Raw genomic sequence first — 12,283 nt, forward strand, 5'->3', positions numbered from 1 at the left:
AGGCTATGCGGGGCGACCGACAGACCCCGGGAGGTCTCCGGGCGCGCCCACGGGCATTCCGCCACCCCGTCGCGGCCGGTGGGCCCACGGCATACGCTCGCGTCATGGGAACCGAGGTCAACGCCGCGAGCTTCACCCGGGAGCAGCGCCAGCACTACCGCGAGAAGGTGCGGGTCGGCCTGGACGTCTTCGAGCAGATGCTGGCGCACAGCCGGTTCGAGTTCGAGAAGCCGATGACGGGCATGGAGATCGAGCTGAACCTCGTCGACACCGACTACCTCCCGAAGATGGACAACGCCGAGGTCCTCGCCGCGATCGAGGACCCGGACTACCAGACCGAGCTGGCACGCTTCAACATCGAGTTCAACGTCTCGCCGCGGGAGCTGGCCGGGCGGGCCGGGCTCGACCTCGAGGCCGACCTGCGGGCGTCCCTGAACGAGGCGGAGCGGCGCTGCGCCGAGGTGGGCTCGCACATCGTCATGATCGGCATCCTGCCCACCGTGATGCCCGAGCACTTCGACGGCGACTGGATGAGCGCCAACACCCGCTACCAGGCCCTCAACGACGCGGTCCTCGCCGCCCGCGGCGAGGACATCTACCTCGACATCGACGGGTCGTCGGGGGAGCGGCTCAACCGGTATGCCGACTCGCTGGCTCCCGAGTCGGCGTGCACCTCGGTGCAGCTGCACCTGCAGGTCGAGCCGGCGCAGTTCGCCGCCCACTGGAACGCCGCCCAGGTGCTGGCCGGACCGCAGCTCGCGCTCGGCGCCAACAGCCCCTTCTTCTTCGGCAGGCAGCTTTGGCACGAGACGCGCATCGAGCTGTTCACCCAGGCGGCCGACACCAGGTCGGTCGAGCTGAAGAACCAGGGCGTCCGGCCGCGGGTGTTCTTCGGGGAGCGGTGGATCACCTCGATCTTCGACCTCTTCGAGGAGAACGTCCGCTACTTCCCGGCGCTGCTGCCCGAGCTGTCGGACGAGGACCCGGTGGCCGTCCTCGAGGCCGGCGGCGTGCCCGAGCTGGCCGAGCTGCGGCTGCACAACGGCACGGTCTACCGCTGGAACCGCCCGATCTACGACATCGTCGGCAACCGCCCGCACGTGCGGGTCGAGAACCGGGTCCTGCCGGCCGGGCCGAGCATCATCGACACGCTGGCCAACTCCGCCTTCTACTACGGCGTGCTGCGCATGCTCGCCCAGGACGACCGCCCCGTCTGGACGAAGATGAGCTTCGTCGCCGCCGAGGAGAACTTCCTCTCCGCAGCCAGGGACGGCATCGACGCGCGGCTCTTCTGGCCGGGGCGTGGGGAGGTCCCCGCGACCGAGCTCGTGCTGCGCCACCTGCTGCCGCTGGCCCACGAGGGACTCACGCAGTGGGGTGTGGACGCCGAGGTGCGTGACCGGTTCCTCTCCGTCATCGAGGGCCGGTGCCTCAGCGGGACCAACGGGGCCTCGTGGCAGATCGACGCTGTCCGCCGCTTCGAGGAGCGGGGCACCGACCGGGTCGAGGCCCTGCGCCGGATGCTCGCGCTCTACAGCGCGAACATGCACGAGAACACCCCCGTCCACACCTGGGAGCTGCCGTAACGCTCAGGCGGGCGCGACCTGGTTCCACGAGCGGATCGCCGGCCGCTCGCGCTCGTGCTCGAGCACGCTCACCGATCCGGCGTCGAGGAGCAGCTGCGCGCCCATCCGCGGCTCCTGGCGCAGGAAGACCGTGGCGAGGACCCGCAGGTGGTGCCCGTGCCCGACCAGGGCGACGTCCCCGTCCATGAGGTCGTCCTCGACGTCGGCCAGCACGGCCGCTGCCCGCGCGGCGACGGCCTCGACGGTCTCACCGGGAGTCGCGCCGGGCACGACGCCGTCCGTGAAGACCGTCCAGGGACGGCCGAGCCGCTCGCGGATCTCGCTCGTCGTCAGGCCCTCGTAGCCGCCGTAGTCCCACTCGACCAGCCGGTCGTCGACCTCGGTGTCGACGAGCCCGGCCAGCGCGGCCGTCCGCACGGCCCGCTCGAGGGGCGAGGTGAAGACCCGCGCGAAGGTCCGACCGGCCAGGAGGGTGGCGACCCGACGCGCAGCGGCCGCACCCTCGCTCGTCAGTGGGACGTCGGTCAGCCCGGTGTGCTGCCCGGACCTCGACCACGCGGTCTCTCCGTGCCGGACGAGCACGAGGTGGCCTCGCGGTCCGGGCGGTCCTGCGCGGGTCGGGACGGAGGCGTCGGGGGCGGTGCTCACGCACCGCACTCTACGGCGGAGGAAAGGGCCGTGGGACGCTGGCAGCATGGACCTCGCCCACCGCATCATCAACGTCTTCACGCTCGGGTCGGACCCGTTCTCGGGCAATCCGCTGGCCGTCTTCGAGGATGCCGCCGAGCTGTCGGGAGAGCAGATGCAGCAGCTCGCCCGCCAGCTCAACCTCTCGGAGACGACCTTCGTCACCAGCCTGGACCCGGGAGACGGGCTCGACGCGACGGTCCGCGTCTTCACCCCTGACTGCGAGCTGCCGTTCGCCGGGCACCCCACTCTGGGAACGGCATACGTCGTCGCAGATCTCCTCGGGCAGGGGACGTGTGAGGTGCTCCTTGGTATGCCGGCGGGCCGGGTCGCCGTGTCCCTCACCGCCGGGGTGTGGACGTTGACCGCCCCGGTGGCGCCGTCGGTGCGCGACGTCCTGGCCACCGCCACCCAGCTGGCGGAGATGGTCGGTCTCGATGCGGATGACCTCGCGGAGGGGTCGCGGTGGGTGGACACCGGAGTCGAGCAGCTCGTCCTGCCCGTGCGCTCCGTCGAGGCGGTCCGCCGTGCGGCCGCCGACCCCCGGCGGCTCAGGGCCCACGGACGGTCCCCGTTGGGTGAGTCCATGGTCTACCTCTGGGCCGAGGCGGGAGAAGACGCCGCGACGGGAGAGGACACCGTTGAGGCGCGCCTGTTCTTCACCCAGGGCACGGGAGTCATGGAGGACCCCGCCACCGGGTCGGCCTGCGCCAACCTCGGGGGCTGGTTCCACGACCGCGGGGAACGCGGACTGCATCGAGCGGTGCGTCAGGGCGAGGCGGTGAGCCGTCCGTCGCAGCTGCGGCTCGAGGTGACCGGCGACGGCGCCATCCGGGTCGGCGGCACGCTCCACCAGCTCGGCACCGGCGTCATCCGGCTGTAGGAGGGAGACTGCCGGTATGCCGACGTTCGCGTGCTTCCTGCGGGCCGTCAACGTCAAGCCCAGGTGGGTCAAGATGGAGCTCTTGCGAAAACACTTGTCCGACAACGGTTTCACTGCTGTCGAGACCCACATCCAGAGCGGCAACGTGCTCGTGACGACCCCGATGCGCAGCGTCGCCCGGGTGCAGGCATCCGTCCACGACCTGTTGTCAACCGAGTTCGGCTTCGACATCCCGGTCATCGTCCGGACGCCGGCGCAGCTGAGCGCCCTGGCGAAGGAGGTGGACGGCCTGCCGTCTCCGCTCTCTGCGGAAGCGCGGGTCTACGTCACGCTGGCCGCCGGGCCCCCCGACCCCGCTGGGGTTGTGGCGCTGGACGGGTGGCACCAGCCGGGGGAGCGGGCGGAGGTCCGTGGCAGCGACGTGGTGTTGTGGTTGGACGTGCCGTCGCACGAGGCAAAGCTGACGAACGCCCGGATCGAGCGTCTGGCAGGCACCCCCGTCACCACGCGCGACCTCAAGGTGATCCGGGCCCTGGCGGAGAAGTGGGGTGCGTGACAATCGGTCGCACCGACAGGCGAGAGGTGTGTCGTGTCGACGCCGTGGCCCTATCCTACGGAAGAGCCCGCGGGTTGAGCAGGACTGCCCCTGACCGAAGGAGACCAGCCATGACCGACGAGGCGTCCGGCACGAGGCTGGGAAGCACCTTCCGGCTGATGTATCGCAGCCGCGACCGGCTGGCCCCTGAGGAGCGCGACTCCGAGCTCGGGGACCTCTTCGCCACGGCCCGGTCCAACAACGAGAAGCGCCGCATCACCGGTGCGCTGCTGCTCGCCGGGGACTGGTTCATCCAGGTTCTCGAGGGCAAGGAAGCCGACGTCAGGGCCCTGTTCGCCAGCATCGAGCACGACCCGCGGCACGACTCGGTGGAAACGCTCGACGCCGGGCCGGCGAGTGAGCGGGCCTTCGCGCACTGGTCGATGGCCAAGGTGGCCGTGGATGGTGAGCCCGACCTCCCGCTGATCGCCGTCGTCGGCGAGATCTCACCCTCGACCGGACGCCGGACGTCGCAGGAGCAGGACCGCGTGCTCGACCTCATGCGCGCGGCAGCGAGGAACGTCCCGTCGCCTGAGTGAGGCCAACCCCCGTCGGCCACGCGGTCGGCGAGCCGCATCGCGACCGTCCGACCGTCCCGCATCCAGCGTGCCCGGAATAGCGCGCCGCGCGAGGTGGTTGACCGCGGCAGCCCAGTAATTGAATGATAAATTGCTTTGGAGAGGACTCGACATGCAGTTCGGAATCTTCACCGTCGGGGACGTCACGTTGGATCCGACCACCGGCCGGACGCCGACGGAGCACGAGCGACTCATGGCGACGATCACCATCGCCCGTAAGGCCGAGGAGGTCGGGCTGGACGTCTTCGCGACGGGGGAGCACCACAACCCTCCGTTCATGTCGTCCGCGCCGACGACCACGCTGGCGCACATCGCCGCCCTCACCGAGCGGATCATCCTCTCCACGTCGACCACCCTCGTCACGACGACGGACCCGGTGCGCATCGCGGAGGACTACGCGACCCTGCAGCACCTGTCGGGGGGGCGCACCGACCTGATGATGGGCCGGGGCAACACCGGCCCGGTGTATCCGTGGTTCGGCAAGGACATCCGCGACGGCATCCCCCTGGCCGTCGAGAACTACGCCCTGCTCCACCGCCTGTGGCGCGAGGAGGTCGTCGACTGGCAGGGGAAGCACCGCACCCCGCTGCAGGGCTTCACCTCCACACCCCGCCCGCTGGACGGCATACCTCCCTTCGTGTGGCACGGGTCGATCCGCAGCCCCGAGATCGCGGAGCAGGCGGCGTACTACGGCGATGGCTTCTTTGCCAACCACATCTTCTGGCCGGCGTCGCACACGGCACAGATGGTGGGGCTCTACCGTCGCCGGTTCGAGCACTACGGCCACGGCCGTGCCGACCAGGCCATCGTCGGGCTCGGCGGGCAGGTCTTCATGCGCAAGAGCTCGCAGGACGCGGTGCGCGACTTCCGCCCCTACTTCGACAACGCGCCGGTCTACGGTCACGGGCCGTCGATGGAGGACTTCACCAGCCAGACCCCGCTGACCGTCGGATCACCCCAGGAGGTCATCGAGAAGACGCTCGGCTTCCGGGAGTATGCCGGTGACTACCAGCGCCAGCTCTTCCTCGTCGACCACGCGGGGTTGCCGCTCAAGACCGTGCTCGAGCAGCTCGACCTGCTCGGCGAGGAGGTCGTGCCGGTGCTGCGCAAGGAGTTCGCCGCGCTGCGCGCCGACGGGGTGCCCGACAACCCGCCGACGCATGCCGGCGTCAAGGCCGCACGCGCGACGTCCACGGCGCCGGCCGACCCGTCCGTCGGTGCCACCGTGGGCGCCGGTCGGTCATGAGCACCCGCACCGTGGCGGTCGTCACCGCCGGCCTGAGCCAGCCGTCCACCAGCCGGCTGCTCGCGGACCGGCTCGCTACGGCGACCGAGCGGGGTCTCGGGGCGCGAGGCCACAACGCCGTCGTCGAGCTGTTCGAGCTGCGCGAGCACGCGCACGCGATCACGAACAACCTGCTCACCGGGTTCCCCGGCGAGGAGCTGCAACAGGTCGTCGACTCTGTGCGTGGGGCGGATGCGCTCATCGTCGTGTCACCGATCTTCAACGCCTCCTACAGCGGACTCTTCAAGTCGTTCTTCGACGTGATCGAGGCGGGCTCCCTCGACGCCAAGCCGGTGCTCATCGGCGCCACGGGAGGCACGGCGCGCCACTCCCTGGCCCTGGAGTTCGCGATGCGACCGCTGTTCGCCTACGCGCGGGCGAGCGTCGTACCGACAGCGGTGTTCGCGGCCGCCGAGGACTGGGGCGACGGTGACGCGAGCACCGGGCTCGCGGCGCGGATCGAGCGGGCGGCCGACGAGCTGGTGGGGCTGGTGCTCGGCTCGCACCCGTCGGCGCCGGCGGACCCGTTCGACGACGTGACACCCTTCGCCCGACTTCTCTCCGGCGAGGGGTGAGCTGGGGCTGAGCCGGGCCCATGGTGCGGGCAGATCTCGGCGCGGCGCTCAGATCGCGAGGGCTGCTTCGGCGAGGACGAGGGACTCCCACTCGGTCGTGAGACAGCCGAGGTGGGCCTGCGTCGACAGGCTGCGGATGACGGTGCCAGGGCCGTCAAGCTCCAGGCGATGGCTCCCCGGGGACGACGGCATGCCGGGTGCCCGCCTCCCGAGCACGCTCACCGTGTCGATGACGCGAGCCGGGCCGAGGACCCCCGTGCGGGGTCGGGCGGGCCCGAGGTCGAGGTCCTCGGCGAGGAGGGGGGCGCCGGTCGAGCAGGACCCTGGTGCGCTGGGTGAGGACACCCCCCCGCTCACCGGCCCGACCCAGGACGAGGCACTCTCGCAGCATCGCCACGGACCCCCCGGCGAGGTCGAGGTGCACGTCACGGGTCACGTCAGCCCCGGCCGCGACGACGAACGGCTCACCCTGCCAGGTCAGGTGGACGCGGGGTCCAGTCGGACGCCGACCTGCCAGCGCGCCGAGTCGCCGAGCATTTAGTGGGCCACCGTGCCTGCGGGTTCGACGACCTGGAGCCTCATCCCCGCCCCGACCGTGATCGAGACGGTGATGTCGTCCCCAGCCAGCAGCAGGGCTCCTTCGGCGACGAGGGCGACCCGCGCGGACGTGGGACCGTGGGCGAGCACGCGCGCCCTCAGGTGACCACGGCCCCCGGGACCGTCGCCGGACAGCCGCAACCGGGCCCGGCCGCCACGGGGGTCGGCCGTGACCTCTACGGCGGTGTGGCTCACCCCGTCCCCGCGTGGTGGTGGTGCGGTGCCATCGGGACGGGATCCTGCGGAACCATCGCCCCGCTGCGGAAGAGCGCGACCTGATCGCGCATCCACGTCATCAGGGCGGCCACGGTGGACGGGTCGGTGTTGGAGAGGCCGAGGACGGGACGTCCCCCGCGGGTGGCGGCCCCCTCGGCCACCATGAGGCCGGCGTCGACGCGGACGTGGACCGCGAGATCGGTCTTGTTGACGACGAGCAGGTCCGCGCGGGCGATGCCGGGCCCGCCTGTGCGGACGACGTCGCCGCCCCCCGCGACGTCGAGGACGAAGATCTGGACGTCGACCAGGGCAGGGGAGAAGGTCGCGGTGAGGTTGTCGCCGCCCGACTCGACGACGACGAGGTCCAGCGGGTCGAAGTCGGCTTGGAGGTCCTCGACGGCCATGAGGTTGGCCGTGATGCCATCACGGATGGCCGTGTGCGGGCACGCGCCGGTCTCGACGGCTCGGATGCGTTCCGGCGCAAGGACGCCCGCGGCGCGCAGCATCCGGGCATCCTCGTCGGTGTAGATGTCGTTGGTCACGACAGCCATCGACAGCTCGGTGCCGAGGTCACGGCAGAGCAGCGAGATGAGCGAGGTCTTGCCGGTGCCCACCGGTCCGCAGACCCCAGTCTCAGGGCGCGGGTGCCTCCGGTGGCGTGGGGGGAGAGCGCCGGCTCAGGCACGGAACAGCCTCCTGGGGTGACGGCGTGGGTCTGCGCCCACGCCTCGATCAGCGGAGCCGACGGGGCCGGCAGGTCGTCGGGGTCGGTGTGGCCGACGCAGTGGGGGACCAGCGACTCGATCTCGGGGGTCAGCTCGAGGACCGACCGCGCAGCGTCCATCGGGTCACCGGGGTTCAGCTTGAGCGAGTGTCAGGACAGGCCGGTCACGGTCCCCTCGTCGTCGATGTCGATCCGCCCGGACGCCGGGTGCCTGGGCAGTCCCGGCATGGTCAGGACCTCTCCCGTGACGAGGACGATGAAACCCGCTCCGGCGCTGAGTCGCGCCTCCCTGACGTCGACGAGGTGCCCCGTGGGCGCCCCGCGGGCCGACGGGTCGGTGGAGAAGGAGTACTGCGTCTTGGCGATGCACACCGGCAGGTGCGCGTAGCCGTCCGCCTCGATCTGGGTCAGCTGCTTGCGCGCCCGGGGGGTGAAGGTGACGCCAGCCGCTCCGTAGACGCGGGTCGCGACCGCCTCCGCCTTGTCCTCGACCGACCCGGCGTCGTCGTAGGCGAAGCGGAACGTGGACGGCTGCAGCGACCCGAGGACGTCGAGGACCCCCTGCGCGAGGGCCGTGGCACCGACCCCACCGTCCGCGACGTGGGTCGCGACGAAGGCCGCGCAACCGAGGTCGCCGACGATCTTCTCCACGAGCTCGAGCTCGTCGCGGGTGTCGCTCGGGAAGCGGTTGAGCGCCACGACCACGGGCAGGCCGAACACGTCACGCATGGTGCGCAGGTGCCGCTCGAGGTTGACCGCCCCACGCTGGACTGCCCCGAGGTCCTCGTCCCCGAGGTCGGCCACCGCGACGCCGCCGTGGTATTTCAGGGCCCGGACCGTCGCGACCAGGACGACGGCGTCGGGACGCAACCCGCTCTCGCGGCACATCAGGTCGACGAACTTCTCGGCGCCGAGGTCGGACCCGAACCCGGCCTCCGTCACGACGACGTCGGCCAGCCCCATCGCCGCCCGGGTGGCGATGACCGAGTTGCACCCGTGGGCGATGTTCGCGAAGGGCCCTCCGTGGACGAAGGCGGGGGAGTGCTCGAGGGTCTGGACGAGGTTGGGGGCCAGGGCGTTCTTCAGCAGCACTGTCATCGCGCCCTCGGCGGCGAGGTCCCGGGCATGGACGGGGGCCTTCGCGCGGGTGTGGGCCACGACGATGCCGCCGATCCGCTGCTTGAGGTCGGCAAGGGACTCGGCGAGGCAGAAGATCGCCATCAGCTCCGACGCGACGACGATGTCGAACCCCTCCTCACGGGGATAGCCGTTCGGCACCCCGCCGAGTCCGACGACGACCTGTCGCAGCGCCCGGTCGTTGAGGTCCACGGCGCGCTTCCAGGTGATCGTGCGGACGTCGATGTCGAGCTCGTTGCCGTGGTGGACGTGGTTGTCGATGAGGGCGGCCAGCAGGTTGTTCGCTGCGGCGATGGCCGCGAAGTCACCCGTGAAGTGCAGGTTGATGTCATCCATGGGCACGACCTGCGCGTAGCCGCCACCCGCAGCCCCGCCCTTGAGCCCGAAGACCGGCCCCATCGACGGTTCGCGCAGAGCCGCGGCGGACCGGGTGCCGAGCAGGCGCAGCGCATCGGTCAGCCCGATCACCGTCGCGGTCTTGCCCTCGCCTGCGGGGGTGGGGGAGAGGGCGGTGACGAGCACCAGCCGCGCACCCGGCCGCGGTGGCAACGACACGGCATACGCGAGGTCGATCTTGGCCTTGTCGTGGCCGAAGGGCACCAGCACGTCCTCGTCGAGCCCGAGCGTGTCGCGAGCCACCTCGGTGATGCGCCGCACGTGCGCCGCGTTCGCGATCTCGCCATCCGACAGCATCACGCCACTCCCTCACCGTCCCCGCGGGTGGGGGAGCACAGGCCGAGCGTATGCCGCCGACGTCCGCGTCCGAACACGCGCCGCCGCGACCGGGTCCCTGGACCTGTCCACCGGGTAGCGTCGTGCCGTGCCTCGTGCGTTGATCCTTGGAGGGACCGGGCTCGTCGGGCGAGCCGTCGCTCGACGACTCGTGAGGTCCGGCTGGCAGGTGGACGTCACTGGTCGCGACCCCATACGCCTGCCCGCAGAGGTGGCCGCGGCGGGGGGGTCGTTCATCCGCGCGGACCGGGCAGACCCCAGAGAGCTCCATGGCGCCCTGGGCGGCGGGGCGGACCTGGTCGTGGACTGCCTCTGTTACACCGCCGCCGACGCACGACGCCTCGTGCCACTGACGCGGGACGTCACTTCCGTGGTGATGATCTCGAGCAGGGCGGTCTACGTCGACGGGGCGGGCGACCACGTGAACTCCGAGAAGGTGCCGGTCTTCGATCGCGCGGTCACTGAGGCGCAGCCGACCATGCTCCCCAGTGACGCCGACCCGAACTCGCGTGAAGGGTATGGCGCGAACAAGGTTGCGGCAGAGCAGGTCCTGCTCGACAGCGGCCAACCGGTCACGGTCCTGCGGCCATCACGGATCCACGGCGCGGGAGCCAAACGGCCGCTGGAGTGGGTCTTCGTGAAACGAGTGCTCGACCGCAGGCCGGCGGTGCTGCTGGCCCACGGCGGCGCCGGTGCGGACCACCCGACTGCTGCGGCCAACCTTGCCGCCCTCGTCGAGGTCGTCGCGGCGGACCCCGGTCGCCGGATCCTCAACTGCGCCGACCCGGACGTGCCGACCGGCCGCGAGATCGCCCGGACCATTGCCACCCATCTCGGCCACACCTGGGACGAGGTCCTCCTCGACGACGCGGACCCGGAGTGGCTCGGGCGCCACCCCTGGGACACCAGGCCGCCGTTCATCCTCGACCCGACTGCCGCTGCCGACCTCGGCTACGTCCCCGTCGGGGACTACGCCGCGACGGTGGTCGAGGAGCTCGACTGGCTCGTCGCGGGAGCCACCGGGGTGGGGGAGCGCGGTGGGGCCCGGCTCCCGGCGGGCCTCGACGAGGAGTTCTTCGCGGCCTCGTTCGACTACGCCGCCGAGGACGTCTTCCGTGCTGGCTGCGCCGCTCGATGACGGTCGACCCGGTGGCCTCTGCCGCACCAAGGGGTCTCGACCTCGGTTCCGCGGGTTCGGCTACCTCAGGCCGAGCACATCGCTCAGGTCACAGGTCGTCGGTCGCTCGACCTGCTCGAACGTGCAGGACCTCGGTTCGCGGTCGGGGCGCCACCGGACGAACTGGGCGGTGTGGCGAAAGCGCGCGCCCTCCATGTAGTCGTAGCGCACCTCGACGACGCGCTCGGGGCGCACCGGCGTGAAGGCGAGGCTCTTGCCGCCGTTCCACCGGCTTCCGTATGCCGTGCTGCCGGGTTCGCGCTCGTGGTTCGCCCGCGCCCACGGGTGGTCGTCGAACGTCGTCACCAGCGGCGCGAACCCGGTCAACAGCGTTCTGCGCGTGGACATCGGCAGCGCCCCGATGACCCCGACCGAGGCGAGGTGGCCGTGGTCGTCGTACAACCCGAGCATCAGCGAGCCGATGGCGTCAGGAGCCGAGCTGTGCAGCCGATAACCGGCGACCACGCAGTCGAGCGTCCGGACGTGCTTGATCTTGGACATGACGCGTTTGTCCGGTTGGTAGCTCTGATCCGCTCGCTTGGCGATCAGTCCGTCAAGGCCGGCGCCCTCCAGCTCGTCGAACCACGTTGCTGCCAGGGCCTCGTCGTCGGTGATCGGGGTGAGGTGGACCGGGGGAGCGACATCGCCGAGCGCGTGCTCCAACAGCGTCCGCCGCTCGCTGAAGGGACGTCCGGTCAGGTCCTGGTCGCCGAGGGCGAGCAGGTCGAAGGCCACGAACCGGGCGGGCGTCTCGGCGGCCAGCCTCCGGACCCGGCTCGCAGCGGGGTGCAGGCGCAGCTGCAGCGTCTCGAAGTCGAGGACGTGACGCTCGGGGTCGATGATGATGATCTCCCCGTCGATGACGGCACGCTCGGGAAAATTCGTCCGCACGGCCTCGACGATCTCGGGGAAGTATCGCGTCATCGGCTTCTCGTTGCGACTGCCGATCTCGACCATGTCCCCGTCCCGGAAGATGACCGACCGGAAGCCGTCCCATTTCGGTTCGTACAGCTGACCTGGCGGGATGTCCCTGACGGGCTTGGCCAGCATCGGCTTCACCGGCGGCATGACGGGCAGGTCCACCTCGCCATCCTTCACCAACCCGGGGGAGCGGTACCACGATTCCATGGTGCCCGGCGTCGAGTCCCGACGGCGACGGAGGGATGTGCCGGGGTTCACGACGTTCTGGACGACCTCGTGCTGTCCCGGACACATCGATTCACGGCGGCGGCGCTGGTGCGCCTGGTCCAACAACGCCGGGTCGCTGCGTCTGGAGCACACCCGGGCGCGCGACGGCGAGGACACCGACCCCACGCAGGAGGCCAGCAGCCTGCTCGAGGACGAAGATGAGACCGACGTGGAGGTGGCGGCGACCACCTCCGAGGACCTGGCCAAGCTCGCCCCACGAGGACCTCCTCGGTACGCCAGCAGGTCGAGGATGCCGACCCCACCCTCGACGCGGACGTCGCCCGCGTGGTTCTCCGACAACTGCCCCCTGCCGCGGCTGAGCC

14 protein-coding genes are annotated in these 12,283 nt (G+C 71.0%); 8 read left to right on the top strand and 6 right to left on the bottom strand.

What is annotated here, in order from left to right; translation table 11 throughout:
* The first annotated feature begins 104 nt into the window (after positions 1-104).
* Entirely contained in the window at positions 105-1,586 is a 1,482-nt protein-coding gene (locus ACLL9L_RS16095) for a glutamate--cysteine ligase (protein ID WP_411285664.1), read from the top strand.
* A gap of 3 nt (positions 1,587-1,589) precedes the next feature.
* On the opposite strand, the gene ACLL9L_RS16100 is transcribed toward ACLL9L_RS16095, so the two are convergent.
* Entirely contained in the window at positions 1,590-2,234 is a 645-nt protein-coding gene (locus ACLL9L_RS16100) for a histidine phosphatase family protein (RefSeq protein ID WP_411285665.1), read from the bottom strand.
* Positions 2,235-2,280: 46 nt separating this feature from the next.
* Here ACLL9L_RS16100 and ACLL9L_RS16105 point away from each other — a divergent pair, with 46 nt between their 5' ends.
* The 5 genes from ACLL9L_RS16105 (at position 2,281) to ACLL9L_RS16125 (ending at position 6,189) form a co-directional block, all read left to right on the top strand.
* On the top strand, positions 2,281-3,156 hold the full coding sequence (locus ACLL9L_RS16105; protein WP_411285666.1) for a PhzF family phenazine biosynthesis protein: 876 nt from the start codon (positions 2,281-2,283) through the stop codon (positions 3,154-3,156).
* Positions 3,157-3,172: 16 nt separating this feature from the next.
* Positions 3,173-3,712, top strand: a complete 540-nt coding sequence (locus ACLL9L_RS16110; protein WP_411285667.1) for a DUF1697 domain-containing protein — start codon at positions 3,173-3,175, stop codon at positions 3,710-3,712.
* Between the two features lie 110 nt (positions 3,713-3,822).
* Positions 3,823-4,290: a BLUF domain-containing protein gene (locus ACLL9L_RS16115; RefSeq protein WP_411285668.1), complete on the top strand. Its 468-nt coding sequence runs from the start codon at positions 3,823-3,825 to the stop codon at positions 4,288-4,290.
* Between the two features lie 151 nt (positions 4,291-4,441).
* Positions 4,442-5,575 (top strand): LLM class flavin-dependent oxidoreductase, encoded by a 1,134-nt coding sequence (locus ACLL9L_RS16120; protein ID WP_411285669.1) that lies wholly within the window; start codon positions 4,442-4,444, stop codon positions 5,573-5,575.
* Positions 5,572-6,189 carry an FMN reductase gene (locus ACLL9L_RS16125; RefSeq protein ID WP_411285670.1) on the top strand — a complete coding sequence of 206 codons (618 nt, stop codon included), beginning with the start codon at positions 5,572-5,574 and terminating at the stop codon, positions 6,187-6,189. The genes ACLL9L_RS16120 and ACLL9L_RS16125 overlap by 4 nt, the downstream gene beginning before the upstream one ends.
* 48 nt (positions 6,190-6,237) lie before the next feature.
* Here ACLL9L_RS16125 and ACLL9L_RS16130 read toward each other — a convergent pair whose 3' ends face one another.
* From ACLL9L_RS16130 to ACLL9L_RS16145, 4 genes are all read right to left on the bottom strand, one after another.
* Complete coding sequence (locus ACLL9L_RS16130; RefSeq protein WP_411285671.1) at positions 6,238-6,534, bottom strand: hypothetical protein; 297 nt, start codon at positions 6,532-6,534, stop codon at positions 6,238-6,240.
* Positions 6,535-6,726: 192 nt separating this feature from the next.
* The gene (locus ACLL9L_RS16135) at positions 6,727-6,981 is read right to left on the bottom strand and encodes a hypothetical protein (protein ID WP_411285672.1); all 255 of its coding nucleotides are present in this window, start codon (positions 6,979-6,981) and stop codon (positions 6,727-6,729) included.
* Positions 6,978-7,616: an urease accessory protein UreG gene (gene ureG, locus ACLL9L_RS16140; protein ID WP_411285673.1), complete on the bottom strand. Its 639-nt coding sequence runs from the start codon at positions 7,614-7,616 to the stop codon at positions 6,978-6,980. Before ureG ends, ACLL9L_RS16135 begins: the two co-directional genes overlap by 4 nt.
* 260 nt (positions 7,617-7,876) lie before the next feature.
* Positions 7,877-9,556 (bottom strand): formate--tetrahydrofolate ligase, encoded by a 1,680-nt coding sequence (locus ACLL9L_RS16145; RefSeq protein WP_411285674.1) that lies wholly within the window; start codon positions 9,554-9,556, stop codon positions 7,877-7,879.
* A gap of 127 nt (positions 9,557-9,683) precedes the next feature.
* Here ACLL9L_RS16145 and ACLL9L_RS16150 point away from each other — a divergent pair, with 127 nt between their 5' ends.
* Entirely contained in the window at positions 9,684-10,733 is a 1,050-nt protein-coding gene (locus ACLL9L_RS16150) for an NAD-dependent epimerase/dehydratase family protein (RefSeq protein ID WP_411285675.1), read from the top strand.
* A gap of 60 nt (positions 10,734-10,793) precedes the next feature.
* Here the strand turns inward: ACLL9L_RS16150 and ACLL9L_RS16155 are convergent, their stop codons facing one another.
* On the bottom strand, positions 10,794-11,855 hold the full coding sequence (locus ACLL9L_RS16155) for an ATP-dependent DNA ligase (protein ID WP_411285676.1): 1,062 nt from the start codon (positions 11,853-11,855) through the stop codon (positions 10,794-10,796).
* 43 nt (positions 11,856-11,898) lie between these two features.
* On the opposite strand from ACLL9L_RS16155, the gene ACLL9L_RS16160 reads away from it, so the two are divergent.
* Positions 11,899-12,283, top strand: a 385-nt coding sequence (locus ACLL9L_RS16160) for a hypothetical protein (protein WP_411285677.1), incomplete at its 3' end; no start/stop codon positions are given.

Origin of the sequence: Lapillicoccus sp. (genome assembly GCF_046595215.1) — a bacterium.
Taxonomy (GTDB): Bacteria; Actinomycetota; Actinomycetes; order Actinomycetales; family Dermatophilaceae; genus Lapillicoccus.

Excerpts from the sequence above, each read along its gene's own strand:
- ACLL9L_RS16110 (WP_411285667.1), top strand. The coding sequence starts at position 3,173 with ATGCCGACGTTCGCGTGCTTCCTGCGGGCCGTCAACGTCAAGCCCAGG.
- ACLL9L_RS16095 (WP_411285664.1), top strand. The coding sequence starts at position 105 with ATGGGAACCGAGGTCAACGCCGCGAGCTTCACCCGGGAGCAGCGCCAG.
- ACLL9L_RS16125 (WP_411285670.1), top strand. The coding sequence starts at position 5,572 with ATGAGCACCCGCACCGTGGCGGTCGTCACCGCCGGCCTGAGCCAGCCG.
- ACLL9L_RS16105 (WP_411285666.1), top strand. The coding sequence starts at position 2,281 with ATGGACCTCGCCCACCGCATCATCAACGTCTTCACGCTCGGGTCGGAC.
- ACLL9L_RS16115 (WP_411285668.1), top strand. The coding sequence starts at position 3,823 with ATGACCGACGAGGCGTCCGGCACGAGGCTGGGAAGCACCTTCCGGCTG.
- ACLL9L_RS16120 (WP_411285669.1), top strand. The coding sequence starts at position 4,442 with ATGCAGTTCGGAATCTTCACCGTCGGGGACGTCACGTTGGATCCGACC.
- ACLL9L_RS16145 (WP_411285674.1), bottom strand. The coding sequence starts at position 9,556 with ATGCTGTCGGATGGCGAGATCGCGAACGCGGCGCACGTGCGGCGCATC.